Annotated in this window: 11 protein-coding genes; 8 read left to right on the top strand and 3 right to left on the bottom strand. The window is 39.7% G+C overall.

Features of this window, described 5'->3' with window-relative positions:
- Positions 1 to 609 precede the first annotated feature (609 nt).
- The 3 genes from N782_RS14605 (at position 610) to abc-f (ending at position 3313) form a co-directional block, all read left to right on the top strand.
- Positions 610 to 1074, top strand: coding sequence for a MarR family winged helix-turn-helix transcriptional regulator (locus N782_RS14605; RefSeq protein ID WP_036821648.1), 465 nt, complete (start codon positions 610 to 612; stop codon positions 1072 to 1074).
- A 68-nt stretch (positions 1075 to 1142) separates the two neighbouring features.
- The gene (locus N782_RS22160) at positions 1143 to 1262 is read left to right on the top strand and encodes an RAxF-45 family protein (protein WP_338048262.1); all 120 of its coding nucleotides are present in this window, start codon (positions 1143 to 1145) and stop codon (positions 1260 to 1262) included.
- A 188-nt stretch (positions 1263 to 1450) separates the two neighbouring features.
- The gene (gene abc-f / locus N782_RS14600) at positions 1451 to 3313 is read left to right on the top strand and encodes a ribosomal protection-like ABC-F family protein (protein ID WP_036821645.1); all 1863 of its coding nucleotides are present in this window, start codon (positions 1451 to 1453) and stop codon (positions 3311 to 3313) included.
- 308 nt (positions 3314 to 3621) lie between these two features.
- Here the strand turns inward: abc-f and N782_RS14595 are convergent, their stop codons facing one another.
- Positions 3622 to 4719, bottom strand: a complete 1098-nt coding sequence (locus N782_RS14595; protein ID WP_036821642.1) for an SDR family oxidoreductase — start codon at positions 4717 to 4719, stop codon at positions 3622 to 3624.
- Positions 4720 to 4869: 150 nt separating this feature from the next.
- On the opposite strand from N782_RS14595, the gene N782_RS14590 reads away from it, so the two are divergent.
- From N782_RS14590 to N782_RS14575, 4 genes are all read left to right on the top strand, one after another.
- Positions 4870 to 5502 (top strand): SDR family oxidoreductase, encoded by a 633-nt coding sequence (locus N782_RS14590; protein WP_036821640.1) that lies wholly within the window; start codon positions 4870 to 4872, stop codon positions 5500 to 5502.
- Positions 5503 to 5805: 303 nt separating this feature from the next.
- Complete coding sequence (locus N782_RS14585; protein ID WP_036821637.1) at positions 5806 to 6090, top strand: glutaredoxin family protein; 285 nt, start codon at positions 5806 to 5808, stop codon at positions 6088 to 6090.
- A gap of 119 nt (positions 6091 to 6209) precedes the next feature.
- Complete coding sequence (locus N782_RS14580; RefSeq protein ID WP_036821633.1) at positions 6210 to 6662, top strand: YppG family protein; 453 nt, start codon at positions 6210 to 6212, stop codon at positions 6660 to 6662.
- Between the two features lie 729 nt (positions 6663 to 7391).
- Positions 7392 to 8678: an MFS transporter gene (locus N782_RS14575; RefSeq protein WP_036821630.1), complete on the top strand. Its 1287-nt coding sequence runs from the start codon at positions 7392 to 7394 to the stop codon at positions 8676 to 8678.
- A 196-nt stretch (positions 8679 to 8874) separates the two neighbouring features.
- Here N782_RS14575 and N782_RS14570 read toward each other — a convergent pair whose 3' ends face one another.
- Complete coding sequence (locus N782_RS14570) at positions 8875 to 9729, bottom strand: DegV family protein (protein ID WP_036821627.1); 855 nt, start codon at positions 9727 to 9729, stop codon at positions 8875 to 8877.
- A gap of 64 nt (positions 9730 to 9793) precedes the next feature.
- Complete coding sequence (locus N782_RS14565; RefSeq protein ID WP_036821624.1) at positions 9794 to 10705, bottom strand: DMT family transporter; 912 nt, start codon at positions 10703 to 10705, stop codon at positions 9794 to 9796.
- Between the two features lie 217 nt (positions 10706 to 10922).
- Between N782_RS14565 and cshA the strand changes: the two genes are divergently transcribed.
- Positions 10923 to 12422: a degradosome RNA helicase CshA gene (cshA, locus tag N782_RS14560; protein ID WP_036821621.1), complete on the top strand. Its 1500-nt coding sequence runs from the start codon at positions 10923 to 10925 to the stop codon at positions 12420 to 12422.
- Positions 12423 to 12703: the final 281 nt, after the last annotated feature.

Genomic DNA, 12703 nt, shown 5'->3' with positions numbered 1-12703 from the left:
TCGTTAAATCAATCCATATTTCCGTTCTTCCCAACAATAGCAAAGGTGGTCTGGGAACGACGAGACTCCCCCCGGAGAAAGAGGTAGGCAAGATCCCCTTAGGGCGTTCTTCCCGAAGGTAGCTTGCCAGCTCGCCGGCAGGACGCGAGTTGTTCCCAGGCCAGCTTTATTCCATCTAAAGCAACGGAAAAATCCCTCCATCCCAAATTATCTCGAATCCAAGTCTTCCAGATTATGCTTCTTATCTTGAATAAAACTATTTAGATTAGTTGATTCCAAAATCAACACCAAACTTTAACATAGCCTTTTTTAAAGAAACGATTATATCAATAGCTGCTAAATGATATACTAGTGCTGGTTAACTATCATATAGTGGACGATTACAATTAAGCTTAGTAGGGAACTTTATTGAGTATAAGGTAATGGATGATGTACAGAGAATGGCTATCCTGTCGTGACTTTTGCGAGACAGGTACACATCATGATTATAAAAAACCTAAAAGAAAACGTGATAACAGAGGTATTTAAGGATTTGACAGTATATTGAAAATCTAGCTATACTTTTGTTTATCAGAAAGAAGAAGTTATGGAATAGAAAGGCTGAGAGAAATGGATCAAGAACAGAACTACCTTCAAAAGAAAGAAGATCCATCACTGAAACTATTTGTTGTGTTATCGAAAGCTTATAGAGCCATTTCAGATCGAGTAGAAGAAGATATTCGAACGCAAGGGTTGAACCCGACTGAATTTGGTGTGTTGGAGTTGCTTTACCACCAAGGTGACCAAGCTTTGCAGAAAATTGGCGATAAAATACTATTAGCTAGTGGAAGTATTACGTACGTAGTGGATAAGCTTGAAAAGAAAGGCTTATTAGAGCGAAAGCCATGCCCTAAGGACCGTCGTATTACGTATGCTGCTATAACAGAAGATGGTCGGAAATTACTTCATGAAATCTTCCCTGACCACTGGAAGCAAATTGAAGAAATTACAGGTGGGTTAACACAAGAGGAAAAGGAACAAATGATTCCGTTATTAAAGAAACTTGGTGTATATGCTGATCAAATGGAACGATAGTTTGTAATAATCAGATTATTCATGGTATAGTAAGCTTAATCAAATCATTAAAGGAGGTGGATGTAGAGATGTTACGCATGGAAAAGCACATGGTTGATTGTCATTCTGTATATTTTAATCGTGTGCAAACGCATGATTTTGTTGCCGACGGGACACGTTTGTCCTTTTTTAAGCAACTAAATCAGTAACCATGTGTGGAAATCTCTCATCTAACCTAAAGAAAACACGATGAATGATTCGAATTGCCACACGTTTATATGCGTGTGGTTTTTCTAATCATGATAATCGATGTATGTCGAGGCACAGAGATTAGAGAGATCTCTGTGCTTTTTTATCGTGTTTATCTTGAATGTATAAATGATTTGGAGGAACAAAAATGTTAATTACGTTAAAAGATATAAAAACAGTACTAGCAGGAAACGTCCTATTTGAGAATTTAAATTTTGATATACAAGCTGGCGATAAAATTGGTCTTGTCGGCCGAAACGGTACCGGGAAAACAACAATATTTAAGTTGATAACCCAAATGGAAGCAATGGATGATGGGCAATTATATGTAAAGAAAAATACGAAGATTGGCTATTTGGCGCAAATACCTCAGATTGAAGAGAAAACAGTGTATGCGTATTTACGAAATAGTTTTGCTGAGCTGATGGATATTCAGCAATCTATGAGTCAATTGGAAGTGAAAATGCAAGACCCAGAATACATGGAAAAGGCCATCGAGGAGTATGGGAAACTGCAAGAGGAATTTATGCGTCTTGGCGGGTATGAGATAGAGTCACAAATTGAAAAAGTTGCTCACGGCCTACACATTGATACTCTATTGCACCATAGCTTTGATCAGCTAAGCGGTGGTGAAAAGACGAAGGTAGGTTTGGCGAGAATTTTGTTAGAAAGCCCGGATGTATTGCTTTTGGATGAGCCGACAAACCATTTGGATATTGAGGCCATTGAATGGTTGGAAGAACACCTGAAGCAGTATGAAGGTGCGGTATGTATCATTTCACACGACCGGCATTTTCTGGATCGGGTCGTGACGAAGATTGCTGATTTGGAACAGGGCGAAATTGAACTGTATCAGGGCAATTACAGTTCTTATGTGCAGCAAAAAGAAGAGAAGCTGTTAGCCGAGTTTAAAGCGTATCAGGAGCAACAGAAGCGTATAAAGAAAATGAAAGAGGCTATAAAGCGACTTAGACAGTGGGCGAATGAAGCAAACCCGCCAAGCGAGAAGCTATTTCGTAAGGCAAAAAGCATGGAGAAAGCGTTAGAAAAAATGGAAACAGTCGAAAAGCCGTTATTAGATCCTAAACGAATGGATCTATCACTTGCTTCAGAAGAGAGAAGTGGTACGGACGTCATTGTAGCGGAGAATGTCACGAAATACTATGATGACAAGCCTGTATTACAGGGGTTAGATTTACACTTACGGTATAAGGAGCGGCTAGCCGTTATAGGAAGAAATGGAGCAGGAAAAACAACCTTGCTTAATATCTTGTTAGACAAAGAACAACCGACAGATGGATTTGTAAAAATAGGCTCAAGCATTCATCTGGGGTATTTGCCACAGGAACCGTTATTTGATGTAGATCCTTCCCTTCGCATGATTGATTACTTTCGTGAAGAAGTGAGGGTGACAGAGGGGCAGGCTAGGCAAATTTTAGCGAAGTTTATGTTTTTTGGTTATGCCGTCTTCCGGAAGATTCACCAGTTGAGTGGCGGGGAGCAAATGAGGGTGAAGCTCGCCATCTTCATGCATCAGAATGTGAATCTGCTTATTCTTGATGAACCAACAAACCATTTGGATATCGATTCTCAAGAAGTGCTTGAGGATGCAATAAATCAGTTCTCAGGAACAGTTATCTGCGTATCCCACGATCGTTATTTTCTGAATAAATGTTTTTCTGAAACAGCTTACCTTGAAGATGGTATATTATATCGTTATAAAGGTAGTTACGATGAGACGAAGCATAAACTTATAAAGTTAAGAGAACAAAAAGAAGTGTCCACTCCTGTTACACCTAAGAAAGATTCAACATCAAAGCAGCCTAAGGAAAAAGAGGTCAAAAGAGATTATGAGCAAGAAATACAATCATTAGAGAAGAAAATAAATGATATTAAAGAAGAAATGACTCATATGACCGATGTTGAGGAGTTAATGACTGCTCAAGAAGAGTCCGATCGATTGGAGAAGGAATTAGAAGAACTGTATGAAATGTGGTTAATAGAAGAGTAAAAGAAGGAAAAAATCCTGGCACTCCACTTATAGAGTGCCAGGATTTTTTTGAGACAAGGGGACAGGTCCCTTGTTTCACTTATGAGCGCCCCCGAGCGAGACGCAGGGACAGGTCCCTCGTCCCACTGCGTCGCTAACCGGGCGCCCCGAGCTTTTCTTTGGTGTCCAGCTCCAGCGCCCAGCGACTAGTGTGCTTCCCTCACCTCTGTACGATAAGTCAACATCGAATCACTTCGTTCTTCGTGTTTCCTTTATCTCCTACGGTTCAGTCCAGCACATACGTCGCTAACCGGGCGCTTACGCTTTTCTTACACAATCTTAATTCGTTTTGTTTCATCGTCTTTGTGTGTGCGGTAGTACTTGATGATGGAAGGGATGACGGTTTCGAAATTTGGGCAAGTGATGTTGGATTTTTGTAGTTGTTGATAGGCGGCAGTGGTGTCATAGTGACAATCGTGTGTGAAGTATGGGAGTGTTTGCTTCTGGATGTTTAACCACTTTCTTACCGGCATAATTGTTAAGGAGGCATAGGCTGCATTAATGGGTAAGGTGTATTGTGGTGACTGGCCAAGTAAAGCTTCCATGAGCATTTTGTACACCTCGCGTGTTTTATAAGGATGTGGATCTGTTAAGTGATAGGTCTGTCCAATTGCACTTTGTTGATGACTCAAGTAGATGGTAGCTTTGGTGATATAGTCTACTGGTACAAAATTTGCTTCCGTATTCGCATTCCCGAAATAAGGGATAGTAGGAAGAAATTTAAGGCGATCAAAAAGATGTAGTAAAAAGTAAGGCCCATCAAATTTAGCGGTCTCACCTGTTTGTGAATTACCTACCACTATACCTGGTCTAATAATAGTAACGGGTAGGTGTTCTTTTTGCTCTTGCACAAGGCGTTCAGCCTGATATTTTGTTGCTTCGTAATAATTCTTAAACCCGAATTCATGATCTAGTTCATGTTCGTATATATCTCCTGTACGTTTTCCGGAGACATAAGCTGTACTAAAATACGTGTAATGTTGCAGTCTTTTTGCCCCTCGTAACCATTCATTCAAGAACTGGGTTCCTTGTACATTGACCTGATAAGCTGGCTTGAGTGGTACGGATAGATCATATAAAGCTGCAAGATGATAAGCATGGGTGAGGGTAGAGAGGATTTTATCAGAAGTTGAGGCGTCTAGATGTATGTTCTTCTTCGTAATATCCCCGTTAACAAGTTCAAAGAGGTTTTGGGAAACGTTACATTTTCGAGAAATGGTTTCGATTTTCTTCTCACTTTCGGTTTTGGTTGAAGGTAAGATGAGAAGGTAAATCTTCTCAATGGAATCTTGCTGTTCGAGTAATTCCTCAATTAAATAGCTAGTAAGGAAACCTGGAAAACCTGTAAAAAAGTAAACATTTTTCATTTGGTAACCTCCTGGTCAAACATGTCATGCTTATTGGTTTCGATATGTTCTACTATATTCCTGCTTGGAAGAATCATTACCCCTTCATTTGTTTATTGTTGTTAGGAGGGGGGAACTCTATAGGAATGTAATCCCAAAGGAGGTATAGTGATGAATGTACTTATAATTGGTGCCCATGGGCAAGTAGGAAAACATGTGGTGGAGAAAGTGAAAGATTATGGACATAATCCTGTTGCCATGGTTAGAGACACAGATCAAGTCCCTTATTTCGAAGAGCGTAATGTACAAACGGTACTAGCAGATTTACAAGGTGATTTTCGTCATGCTTTTTATGGCATTGATGCCGTCATTTTTGCAGCAGGTTCTGGTCCCCATACCGGAGCTGATAAAACGATTATTATTGATCAAGAAGCTGCTATCAAATCTATGGAATTAGCAAAAGAATTTGGTATCAAGCGCTACGTGATGTTGAGTGCTATCGCTGCAGATCGTCCAGAAATAGGGCCTTCAGCACTAAAGCATTATCTATATGCTAAAGGTCGTGCGGATGAGTATTTACGTCATACAGACCTGGATTACACCATCGTAAGACCAGGTGGGCTAACGAATGACGCTGGTAATGGCAAAGTCTATGCAAGTGAGACAATTAACCAAAGAGGAACGATTCCTCGTGAAGATGTAGCCAGTGTATTAGCACACGTATTGACGGTTCCGCACCTAGAAGGAAAAAGTTTTGACCTGTTAAGCGGTGATCAGAAAATAGAGGAAGTTTTTGCTAAGTAAGTTAGTGATAAAGCTTTGACCCTAATTCAGCCTTGCTGGGTTAGGGTCTTTTTAGAGTATAAGCATTTTTTAACTACAAAAAGGATGTTGGGCTGCAGCGCCACAGCTACTATCAACCTTCCTGCTCTTATACGATTGGGTAACATTAAGAGATAACCACTTTTCCAAAAATTTCTATAACAAAACTAAAAATCAGTTTCGATAATTAGTAGTGTGGGTAAAGATAACTATCGTTTTGAAAAGAGAACCGTAACATGTTACTTTATAAGCATAATAGACTATATAGATAAAAGGGGGAGGCAAATGGGTGAGTATAATGTAGTAGTTTATACTAGCGATAGCTGCATTCATTGTACAAAAGTACTTGAACTTCTTCGTGAATGGGATATATCATTCACTGAAAAAAACATCTCTCAAAATGCTGATTTCTATAAAGAAATGAAGGAAATGGGTGTTTATGGGGCCCCTGTTACATTTATTGATGGACAACAGGTATTAGGTTTTCAGAAGAGAAAATTAAAGAAATATTTAGGTATTGATGAGGTATCATCTTATATTCGTCAAAGGGCATTGAGTAACCAAAATTAAGCTTGAAGTATTGCAAGAAGGAGGTCCCTTCTTGCTTTTTTGATTCAAAGGAAAGCACTTTTTAGGGTGGTGCATCATAGGCTATAGGTGAAATAGCCAATATGTGGAGGTGGAAACCTATGCACCCTATGTACCAACGAAATGCCCAACCATATCATGGGAAGAGGCCAATGCCAGGCCCTGGACCAATGCCATTTACGCAACCCTATCCTCAACATCAACCGTTTACGCAAATGGATATGGGAGAATATCCACAGCAACAACCTTACCAACCTTATCCTAATCAACCAGTTCAAGAAGAGCAACCGAAGCCACCAGTATTTCAAACACCATATGAACAGTTTGCTAAGCCCCCTCAACCAAATCAATGGAATCCATACTATTCTTTACAACAGCAATATCCGAACCCTAATCAACAAACGACGCCAAAAGGGATCATGAACTATTTTCAAGATAAAAACGGACAGTTGGACTTAGATAAAATGCTTTCAACAATGGGGCAAGTAGCCAATACAGCCAATCAATTCTCTCCACTCGTTAAAGGGCTTGGATCGTTTATGAAAGGGTTATAAACCTCTCTTTGGTTAGTAGAGAGGTTTTTTGTTTTTTGCTAAGCATGTTGCTTACGCTGTATTACTTTCCATGTGGTAGAATGAATTTTATGTAGGAAAGCGCGTACTAAATCAAAGGCTGTGTTACAGTTTGTTGTTGATATAATAATAAATAGTTTTATGTTCCTCCATAATAGCACCATTATGTTGAGGACTTGGATTCGAGATATGATGGGTGAAGACATGTCCCAGTTGCTTTAGTAAGAATAAAGGTGGCCTTGGAAGGACCGGAAACATGGCCAGGTTAGTATGGGAGTTTGCTGAATGGTAGTATCCACGAAGCGAGGAATGGATAAGGATACAAAGTGATGCTATGCTCGCGGACATATAGTCTCTTATTCTTCGATTTGAAGGCTAATTTGCATTCGTAACGGACATCCAGTACGCTATTTGGCCTAAATCACCTTAATGTAGTGTGTTTTTTTACAAATAAGATACAATATGTCCGTTAGACTCTCCAAAAGAGGGTTTTTACAGTAAATAAGAGATTATATGTCCGTCAAAAAAAGGTTTCCTACGTATTGCCGATTCCACCCACGCCCTGATCAATAATTATCTCAAATCCAAGTCTTCAAAATTATGCTTCTTATCTTGAATAAAATTATTTAGACTAGTTGATTCCAAAATCAACACCAAACTTTAACATAGTCAAAAGTACTAAACCAACTCCATAAAGAAAGGATGATCACCATGAGTAAAACGAATCCAGTAGGAGATCCTCCAGTTCAGACGCCTTTTTTCTATGGTTGGATGGTTGTGTTTCTTGCGGGATTGAGTGTCTTTTTCTCAGGTCCTGGTCAAACATATTCCATCTCCATATTTATAGAGCACTACATAGAAGATTTTGAGTATTCTAGGTCGCTTGTATCTGGACTTTATTCGACGGCAACCTTATGTGCAGGATTTACGTTGTTCTTGGTTGGAAGGATTGTAGATCGAGTTGGACAAAGGATCATGTTAACTGTAGTTGGTGGTTTATTGGCTCTAGCTTGTTTTTGGAATAGTTTTTTAGTAGGACCTGTCATGATGTTTTTAGGGTTCTTTATGCTTCGCTTGTTTGGCCAAGGGTCATTAACGCTTATTCCAAACACACTAGTTCCGCAATGGTTTATATCAAAAAGAGGTCGAGCACTAAGTGTGATGGCAGTGGGTGGGTTTGTTAGCTCTGCATTATTGCCTCCACTTAACACATGGTTAATTGACGTATTCGGTTGGAGAAACGCTTGGTTATTCTGGGGGATTCTGTTACTTGTTATTTTCGTTCCTCTTGTTTATTTCTTTGTACGGAATCAGCCGAAAGACATTGGGGAAGTTCCTGATGGAAATCCAAAAAAGTCTTCTGATGAAATGGATGCTAATCCGAATGTAGATATCAATGAGAAGAGTTGGACCCTTCGTGAGGCGATGAAAACTAGAGCATTCTGGCTTATATTGTTCTGCGTCAGTGTGCCTGCTCTAGTTAATACTGGTGTCACGTTTCATATGGTATCTATTGCAGAAGGGAAGGGACTTACCAAAGAGATAGCTGCTATTGTGCTGTCTCTTATGGCATTTGTAGGGTTTCCAGTTACGTTTGTGGTTGGTTACCTTGTCGACCGTATATCTGTCCATTACTTGTTAGCTATTACCTTTGTGGGTCATATTGTGGCATTGCTCGTGTTATTACAAGTAGGGTCATGGACAGGTGCAATAATATATGGCGTGATATGGGGACTTGTGAACGGCTTTGAACGTATCGTATTAAATATTGTGTGGCCAAACTATTTTGGTCGAGAACATTTAGGGAGTATTAAAGGATTAGCCCAGACCGTTATGGTAGTTGGCTCAGCCTTCGGTCCGTTGCCTTTTGGATTGTTCTATGATTGGTTCGGAGGATATCAACAAATTATTTGGGTTATGATGATCTTCCCACTTATTGCGGCTATTTTTTCTTTGCTATCTCCTAAGCCAACTTATGAGGCTTATCATTCTGCGTGAAAACTTGAATGAGAGATGGGGAAGGGAAGCATTTTAATTTAGTTAGAATAAAGACTGTTAATAGGTTGAACAAAAAAACGAGGTGAACCCACGCATATCAAACAGCCACCAATTCGCGCCCTCAAATTAATGAAATATCAAAAAAAGACTCCTATTACCTCTAGTAATAGGAGTCTTTACCGTTAAATCATCCGATTTAGTCCACAAAAAATGACATCACATATCCGCCTTCTCCTGCGTAGGTAGCGCATAAAGGGCCCATTTCCATGAGGAGGGAATCTTTAAATGCATAGCGGTCTTTCATTTCTTGTAAAAGTTTCTTGGCCTTCTCTTCTGTAGTGCTGTAAGAAAGGGAAATGACTTTATTTTCGAAGTTAGAGGTCGTTTCTCCTATCTGTTCTACAAAGCGACGCATTGCTTTTTTATTTCCGCGTACTTTCTCGGCAACATCAATTGCTCCTTCATCAGTCGCTTTCATTAGGAGTTTAATGTTCAACGTTTTGGCGATGGCACCTTTGAAACGGTCCAGTCTACCGCCTTTAATTAAATTCTCGACAGTACGTAAGATAAATAGCGTAGTGGTTTGTTCGATTCGTTCTTCCATGTGAGCGACTAGTGGTTCAAATTCCATACCATTTTTCACACATCTACCAGCTTCATCTATTAGTAACGACATACCAGAAGTTGCCGTTTTGGTATTTAAAACCACAATTGTACGATCAGGCTCTTCCTCAAGAAGCATCTCCTTGCCCATGATGGCATTATCGTGAGTGGTACTTAACAATTTAGATAAAGCTAACATTAGAATCGGTTTCTCAGGATCTATTTCCTTAAAAGCTTCATAAAATGCATAAGGGCTAGGGGCAGATGAGCGTGGAAGTTCATCTTCTTCCTTCATTTTTTTATAAAAGGTTTGTATATCCAGGTCAACTCCGCTGACATACTGTTGGTCACCAAAGTGAATATTTAGGGGTACAATTTTGGCGTTATAGGCTTCGGTTAGATGAGGTGGAAGGTCTGATCCACCATCGGTTATTAGTTGAATATGCACAATATCACCTGCTTTTCTCTATTTTAAGTAAACGTTTGTCGCTATTATAAGGCACTTCAAGATATTACGTATCAACTTTATGGGTGATTTTCACTTTAGATTTATGGGATGTACTAAAAATAAACAAGCTTAAACCCAAGATTACAATCGTACCTCCGAGCCATTGCGACCATGAGATCGTTTCGTTTAGAATAAAATAGGCTAAGATGGAAGCCCCTACTGGTTCAAAAACGATACTCATGGAAATCGTTGATGTACTCACCCACTTTAGAGCCCAATTGAACATCGTGTGTCCAAAGAAGGTTGGTATAATGGCAAGAGCCAAGAAGATTACCCAATGATCAGAGGGATACCCAACGAAAGGTTGTTGGGTTAGTAAATTATATAAGATTAACGTCAATGAGCTAATGCCATAGACGAGAAATGTATAGGTCATTAAAGACAATCGCTTGCGAACATGTTGCCCAACTAAAAAGTATCCAGTTACCATAACAGCTCCTAATAAGGCGAGCATATCACCATAAAAGGCTTGTCCGCTTATTTGAAAGTCACCCCAACTAATAACCACGCTCCCTGTAATGGCTATCATCATACTAAGGACTGCTCCAACTGTAAAGCGTTCTTTAAAGAATAGATAGGTCCCAAGAAAGGCAAATATAGGTTGCAAGGTGACAAGTACAACGGAACTAGCTACAGAAGTGAAATTTAGCGATTCAAACCATAGTATAAAATGAAGGGCTAAGAATAATCCAGAAATACTAGCCAGCAGCCAATCTCGTTGAGTAATCTTAGAAAATTCGTGTCGATTTTTTAATAGAACATAAGGTGTCATTAATAAAACTGCGAATAATAAACGATAATTGGCAATAATAGAAGCAGGGGCTGCATCAGCTAGTTTTACAAACACCGCTGCAGTGGAGACGGAAAGTACTCCAATCACAATTGCTATATAGGGATTAAATGGTGGTTTTTCCAATATTAGCCCACCTCCGTTCACATGTAGCTTTTCCTTATTTTATCATTGATAGAAAGGAAAAGGTACTTTAAACTTATAGGAATTGCTGTTTGCACTGTAATGTGTTAAAATAAATTTAAATCATTCGTACCGAGAGCCCTCTTCCAACTGTGAGGATGGCTTTTTTTACGTGTTTTTCTTTCAATGTAAAGGAAACGAAAAGGAGTAGAAAATAGAAGTGACAACATTTAATTCATTAGGTTTATCCAAATCAGTTCTAAAATCAGTTCTAGAGATGGGGTTTGAAGAGGCTACCCCAATTCAAGAGCAGACAATCCCAATCGCGATGGACGGAAGAGATGTCATCGGACAAGCACAAACGGGTACAGGGAAAACAGCTGCCTTCGGGATTCCGATGATCGAGAAGATCAACCAGGATCTTAAAAAGACCCAAGGTTTAGTTATTGCCCCTACACGTGAGCTTGCGATGCAAGTGGCGACGGAATTAAACAAGTTAGGCCAATACAAAGGTGTACGTGTTCTGCCTGTTTACGGTGGCTCAGACATGGGTCGTCAGATTCGCGAATTGAAGAATCAACCGCAAATTGTCGTAGCAACGCCAGGGCGTCTGCTTGATCACGTTCGTAGAAAGACCATCAACCTATCCAATATTCATACAACTGTATTGGATGAAGCAGACGAAATGCTTAACATGGGCTTTATTGAAGATATCAAAGCGATATTAAACGCTGTACCTCTTCAGCGACAAACATTACTCTTCTCTGCAACGATGCCAAAAGAAATTCATGAGATTGCAACGAAGATGATGAAGAAGCCTGAAACCGTTAAGTTAAAATCGAAGCAAATGACGGTCGATAAAATTGATCAGTTCTTTGTAGAAGTAAACGAAGGGAAGAAGTTTGATACGTTAACTCGTTTACTTGATATCCACGTACCTGACCTTGCCATTGTGTTTGGACGTACAAAAAAACGTGTCGATGAACTAACGGAAGGTCTTAGTGCACGTGGATTCCGTGCAGAAGGCATTCATGGTGACCTTACCCAAGGTAAACGTATGTCTGTATTGAAAAAGTTCAAACGTGGCGGAGTGGAAGTACTAGTTGCAACAGACGTAGCAGCACGTGGATTAGATATTTCTGGCGTAACGCACGTTTACAACTTTGACATTCCGCAAGACCCAGAAAGCTATGTTCACCGTATTGGTCGTACAGGTCGTGCTGGTAATGAAGGACACGCTGTTTCCTTTATTACGCCGAGAGAAATGGCACACCTACACTTAATCGAGAAGACAACGGGTACGAAGATTCAGCGTCTTGCTATTCCTTCTTCTGATGAGGCTCATAAAGGCCAACAAAAAATTGCCGTCGACAAAATGATGCAGTCTATTGACTCAGAGAATTTAGAGCCATACTATGCACAAGCAAATGAATTGTTAGCACAACATGATTCTGCAACTGTTGTAGCAGCTGCACTTAAAATGCTAACAAAAGAACGTAAAGATGTACCTGTAAACTTAACTTCATTATCACCGATTAGCGTAAAACAAGCGCAAAAAGGTAAGGATAAGAAGAATGGTAACCGTAACTATGATCGTAAAAAAGGTGGCGGCAAAGGCGGCTACAACCGTAACCATAAACCAAAAGGTCAATACAACAAGAACAACGGTGGACGTAACCGTAATTACCAACAAAAACGTAACCAGAACAGCAATAGCTAAGTAAGGTTGCAGGAACGCAGGAATCGTTCTTGAAATTACAGTGAATATACAGCAATGGAAAGAGGTTGTCTCGATATAGAGGCAACCTCTTCTTTATTATCTACATCAACATCAAACCGGGAGGAAAGTACCAAAGGTTAGCTTTTACATCACGCAGACAAAAAATTAAATCGACTGAAACCGACTTATTTTGTAATACGTCAAAAGTACATACCCTTTTATTGTAGTTTTTTAGCAGTGGAAAGGTTGTGACTGATAGAGATTAACGAAAATTCATACAT

The organism is Pontibacillus yanchengensis Y32 (genome assembly GCF_000770635.1).
Lineage (GTDB): Bacteria > Bacillota > Bacilli > Bacillales > BH030062 > Pontibacillus > Pontibacillus yanchengensis.
This window is presented reverse-complemented; position numbering and strand designations above follow the sequence as displayed.

Coding starts and splice junctions, on each gene's coding strand:
- abc-f (WP_036821645.1), top strand. CDS start 1,451: ATGTTAATTACGTTAAAAGATATAAAAACAGTACTAGCAGGAAACGTC.
- N782_RS14580 (WP_036821633.1), top strand. CDS start 6,210: ATGCACCCTATGTACCAACGAAATGCCCAACCATATCATGGGAAGAGG.
- N782_RS14585 (WP_036821637.1), top strand. CDS start 5,806: ATGGGTGAGTATAATGTAGTAGTTTATACTAGCGATAGCTGCATTCAT.
- N782_RS14605 (WP_036821648.1), top strand. CDS start 610: ATGGATCAAGAACAGAACTACCTTCAAAAGAAAGAAGATCCATCACTG.
- N782_RS14575 (WP_036821630.1), top strand. CDS start 7,392: ATGAGTAAAACGAATCCAGTAGGAGATCCTCCAGTTCAGACGCCTTTT.
- N782_RS22160 (WP_338048262.1), top strand. CDS start 1,143: ATGTTACGCATGGAAAAGCACATGGTTGATTGTCATTCTGTATATTTT.
- N782_RS14595 (WP_036821642.1), bottom strand. CDS start 4,719: ATGAAAAATGTTTACTTTTTTACAGGTTTTCCAGGTTTCCTTACTAGC.
- N782_RS14590 (WP_036821640.1), top strand. CDS start 4,870: ATGAATGTACTTATAATTGGTGCCCATGGGCAAGTAGGAAAACATGTG.